The 4385-nt window shown below is 33.4% G+C and carries 4 protein-coding genes; 2 read left to right on the forward strand and 2 right to left on the reverse strand.

Annotation, left to right across the window (positions count from 1 at the left end):
- On the reverse strand, positions 1–306 hold a 306-nt coding region (locus tag QM536_09440; GenBank protein ID MDI9357232.1), incomplete at its 3' end, for a hypothetical protein.
- Positions 307–854: 548 nt separating this feature from the next.
- On the opposite strand from QM536_09440, the gene QM536_09445 reads away from it, so the two are divergent.
- Both QM536_09445 and mnmH read left to right on the forward strand, forming a co-directional pair.
- Complete coding sequence (locus QM536_09445; protein MDI9357233.1) at positions 855–1262, forward strand: thioesterase family protein; 408 nt, start codon at positions 855–857, stop codon at positions 1260–1262.
- Between the two features lie 107 nt (positions 1263–1369).
- A complete protein-coding gene (gene mnmH, locus QM536_09450; GenBank protein MDI9357234.1) occupies positions 1370–2386 on the forward strand; it encodes a tRNA 2-selenouridine(34) synthase MnmH in 1017 nt (338 codons plus the stop codon).
- A 17-nt stretch (positions 2387–2403) separates the two neighbouring features.
- Here the strand turns inward: mnmH and QM536_09455 are convergent, their stop codons facing one another.
- Entirely contained in the window at positions 2404–4158 is a 1755-nt protein-coding gene (locus QM536_09455; protein MDI9357235.1) for an ABC transporter ATP-binding protein, read from the reverse strand.
- Positions 4159–4385: the final 227 nt, after the last annotated feature.

A 4385-nucleotide genomic window follows, 5' to 3' on the forward strand; every position in this document is an offset into this window, starting at 1 on the left:
TAATTGTTTTGCAAAGGATTCGCTCGGAGATGTACCCGAATTACAAGATCTAAAAAAATCATTATCTGTTTTTTTAGCTTCTGTGCATGGAGTCACAATCCTTGTTGTTGGTGGAACATTACTCACTGCATTTGCATTATTATTTCCTGCTCCTGCATTGTTTGTTGCACCCGTATTATTCCTTGTCCCATTACTGTTCGGATATTGACTCACAGTAGGCACTGCTTTTTTAGAACACGAAGTGGCTATTAATAAAAAAGTTGTTACACCACAGATAACCAACCTTGTTTTACTTGATTTAAGCATAAAAATTAAAAATTAAATTAATAAATACATTGAATAATACTATAAAATTGAAACTTTAAAACTTTTGTAAACTACTATAAAATATTTTTATATAACTATTGAGTATTAAAAATACTTTCTTTTTTTAATATTTTTCATAAAAACAACAGCAAAAAAAAGCCCCTTTTTTGTGAGGGAGAACTTGTTTTTTTATTTGCATTATAAATAAAACTTATCCTCTACCCATTTTGCAGGGTTATGCATTATATAGTTTGCAATGAACACAGGCACTTCGGAAATGGAATCTCTTTTACAAAAAAGTGTGGGAAAGTGAATGGATAATACCTCTATATTTGTGTTTGAAAGTATCAATTGTATGATTACAATACGTGTAAAAGTGAAATAATGATACGTTATTTGTATTTATGTATTTTTTGTTTACTTTGTATCTTTTGTAAAACTTTGAAAATAACAAACACTATACCACAAAGTTCTCCAAAAAAAGAGAGGGGAACACACACAATATAATTTTCACCACTATTCATCATTTTTTTCAAAAACTATTGTATATGTTTGGATTTCAAACACAGGTGCGGGTAAGGTATTCGGAGACAGACCAAATGGGTTATGTTTATTATGGTCATTATGCGTCTTATTATGAAGTAGCAAGGGTGGAGGCACTTCGGTCTTTGGGCATTGCTTATAAAGATATGGAGCATTCTGTATTGATGCCCGTGATAGAATATACTGCCAAGTATTTGAAACCTGCTTTGTATGATGAAGTATTACAGATACAAGTGAGTATTCCTGCTATGCCAAAGGCGAAAATAGTATTTCATTATGCAGTGTATAATGAGAAAGGAGAACTCATCAATACAGCGGAAACGGTGCTTGTATTCGTTCACAAAGAATCAAGGAGACCGGTGCGAATCCCTGATTATTTGGAGAAAGTATTGCAACCGTTTTTTTCATTATGAAGTATGATTTTTTTTGAGAGTCAAATAGAAAAAAAAATATTTCCATAGAAAGTTAATACACTATTCATTATTCCTTCCATTCATTATTTATTACATACTCTTACATAATGCAAGAAATATCTGTTCAAAAATTTATAGAAAAGATGCGAGGTGTTCCCGTTTTAGATGTGCGTTCTCCGATGGAATTTGCTCAGGGGCATATATTAGGTGCTGTCAATATGCCTCTTTTTGATGATACAGAAAGAGCGGAAGTGGGTACTCTCTATAAGCAAGTAGGAAGGCAAGAAGCTATAAAAAAAGGCTTAGAGTTTGCAGGTAGTAAAATGCGTGCTTTTATAGAATTTTCGGAATCTCAAAACGAAAGCAATGAGCGTTTGCTCTACTGTTGGCGGGGAGGGATGCGTTCTAAAAGTTTGGGATGGCTTTTAGATATGTATGGATTTGATGTTTTTTTATTGCAAGGGGGATACAAGGGATTTCGGCATTATCTATTAGAAACATTAGAAGAACCTCTCCCACTTTTAGTATTAACGGGGGCGACGGGTTCGGGGAAGACAGAGCTTTTGCATGCTTTACAGAATCGTGGGGAACAGGTTTTGGATTTAGAATCCCTTGCTCATCATAAAGGTTCTGCTTTTGGAGGATTAGGGCAAGCACCACAGCCCACTTCGGAGCAATTTCAGAATGATTTATTTTTTGAACTGCTCTCTTTGGATAGGAAGAAAAGAATTTGGATAGAAGATGAACCGATTAGGATAGGAGAAGTGACTCTACCCGAACCTTTTTGGAAGCAAAAGATATTAGCACCAAGATTTTTATTTACCCAAGATATTTCCGTGAGAATAGAGCGTTTAGTAAGAGAATATGGACATTTTGGGGTAGAGGAATTAGCAGGTAAAATAGATAAGATACAAAAAAAAATGGGAAATGATGCTGTTGCAAAAGCAAAGTATCATCTACTCAGAGGGGAAATGCACAAGGTAGCAGAGGTTTTACTATGGTATTACGATAAGGCATATTCTCAATCTTTACAAAAATATGAATCTCATATTGTTGCTCGGTATAGTGGTAGTAATGAGGATTTTTCATCTCTAGCCTTAGATATTCAAAAGATAATTCTTTGAAATAACAGAGCATTGGGTTATACTTTTATATTTAATTTGTAGAGGTGCTGATAGTACCCTTCTTGTTTCATAAGCGATTCGTGAGTTCCTTCTTCTTTTATACATCCCTTATCTAATACAATAATCTTATGAGCATTTTGAATGGTAGAAAGCCGATGAGCAATAACTATGGCAGTTCTGCCTTTCATCAATTTGAATATAGCGTTTTGTATCAATTGCTCTGTTTCTGTATCTATTGATGAGGTTGCTTCGTCTAAAATAATAATTTGAGGATTATAAACAAGGGCTCTGACGAAAGAGATAAGTTGTCTCTGTCCTACAGACAGGGTGACTCCTCTTTCCATAACATCATAATCCAGCCCACCAGGGAGTTTTTCAATAAATTCACTTGCTCCCACGAGTTCACAAGCCTCCCATACCTCTTCTCTCTTAATACTCTTGTCTCCCAAAGTAATATTATAATAAATACTCCCCGAAAACAAAAATACATCTTGCAGAACCAAGCCTATATGCCTGCGGAGTGATTCTAATTTGTAGTTTCTTATATCTTTTCCATCCAAAAAAATAGTTCCTTTATTTATTTCATAAAAGCGGTTGAGAAGATTTATAATTGAAGATTTTCCCGCACCTGTAGCGCCCACAATAGCAATGGTTTCACCGCTCTTTATTTGTATATTAATATCTTTCAATACATATTCATCATTATTATAAGCAAAAGATACATTTCTAAACTCTATTATTCCACGTATGTTTTGGATATCTTCAGTTCCGTTATCCATTACGTCTTCCTTATTATCTATGAGGTCTAAAATTCTTTTCGTGCTTACAATTCCCATTTGTAGTGTATTGAATCTATCTGCAATCATACGTACGGGGCGAAAAAACATTTGTATATACATTATAAAAGAAATCAAAACTCCAATAGTAAGTTCATTATCTATAACATTTCTTGCTCCGTACCAAACAATAAGACCTATGCCCATTGCCTGAATTACCTCTGCTACGGGGAAATATATGGAATAATAAAGGACGGATTTAATATTTGCTCGTTTATGTTCTCCGTTTATTTTTTGGAATTTATGAAATTCTCTTGCTTCACTATTAAAAATCTGCACTATACCCATGCCCGTAATATGTTCTTGCACAAAAGAGTTGAGGTTGGCAACAGCAGTTCGGACTTCATTGAAAGATTTTTTAACTTTTTCTTTAAATATATAGGTACTGAGAATCATAAGAGGGAACAGAGAGAGACAAACCAGGGTCATTTTCCAACTGATGACAAACATTATTATCAAAATAACTATTATCTGCAATAAATCTCCTACTATTGCTGCAATTCCTTCACTAAAAACATCGGAAAGCGTCTCTACATCGGATACATTTCGGGTAACAATACGTCCAATAGGGGTCTTATCAAAAAACTTTAAACGAAATGTTTGTAAATGATAGAATACTTTCATACGCATATCGTGGATAATACTTTGTCCTATCCAACCTGATATATAAGTATGATAATATTGCATAATAGTGGAAACTATAAGAAGGAATATCAAAAAAATAGTCACTATGAGGAGTTCTTCATAATCCCCTTTTACCAAAGGAACGTCTAGAATATATTGAATAATAATAGGTCTTACAGGCACTATAAATGCTAAAGACACTGTTAAAAAAACTAAAAAATAGAATTTTTTTTTATAAGGTTTGATAAATGTAAAAAGTCGTTTTAAAACCTTCGTATCTATAACCTTTCCGCTCACTGTTTCTTTTTCCAAAAAATAATATGATTATGGTGAGTATATTTTTAATAATTTGTCTGTAATAAATAAAATCAATTTGTGCAATATAGATCTTTTTTCACCAGTCTAAATGTTATTAAGAGGGTTGTTTTTTAGTGTATCTAATGTTGCTTTGAGTTTTGCTATTTCTTGTTCTGCTCTTTCGGCTCTGTTTTGTTGTTCTGTTTTTTCTTGTTCTGCTTTTGCTTTTTCTTGTTCTGCTT

The organism is Chitinophagaceae bacterium, from assembly GCA_030053935.1.
Classification (GTDB): domain Bacteria; phylum Bacteroidota; class Bacteroidia; order Cytophagales; family JASGCU01; genus JASGCU01.

Bases quoted from the DNA above. Each gene is read 5' to 3' on its own strand.
- QM536_09445 (MDI9357233.1), top strand. From the start codon at position 855: ATGTTTGGATTTCAAACACAGGTGCGGGTAAGGTATTCGGAGACAGAC.
- mnmH (MDI9357234.1), top strand. From the start codon at position 1,370: ATGCAAGAAATATCTGTTCAAAAATTTATAGAAAAGATGCGAGGTGTT.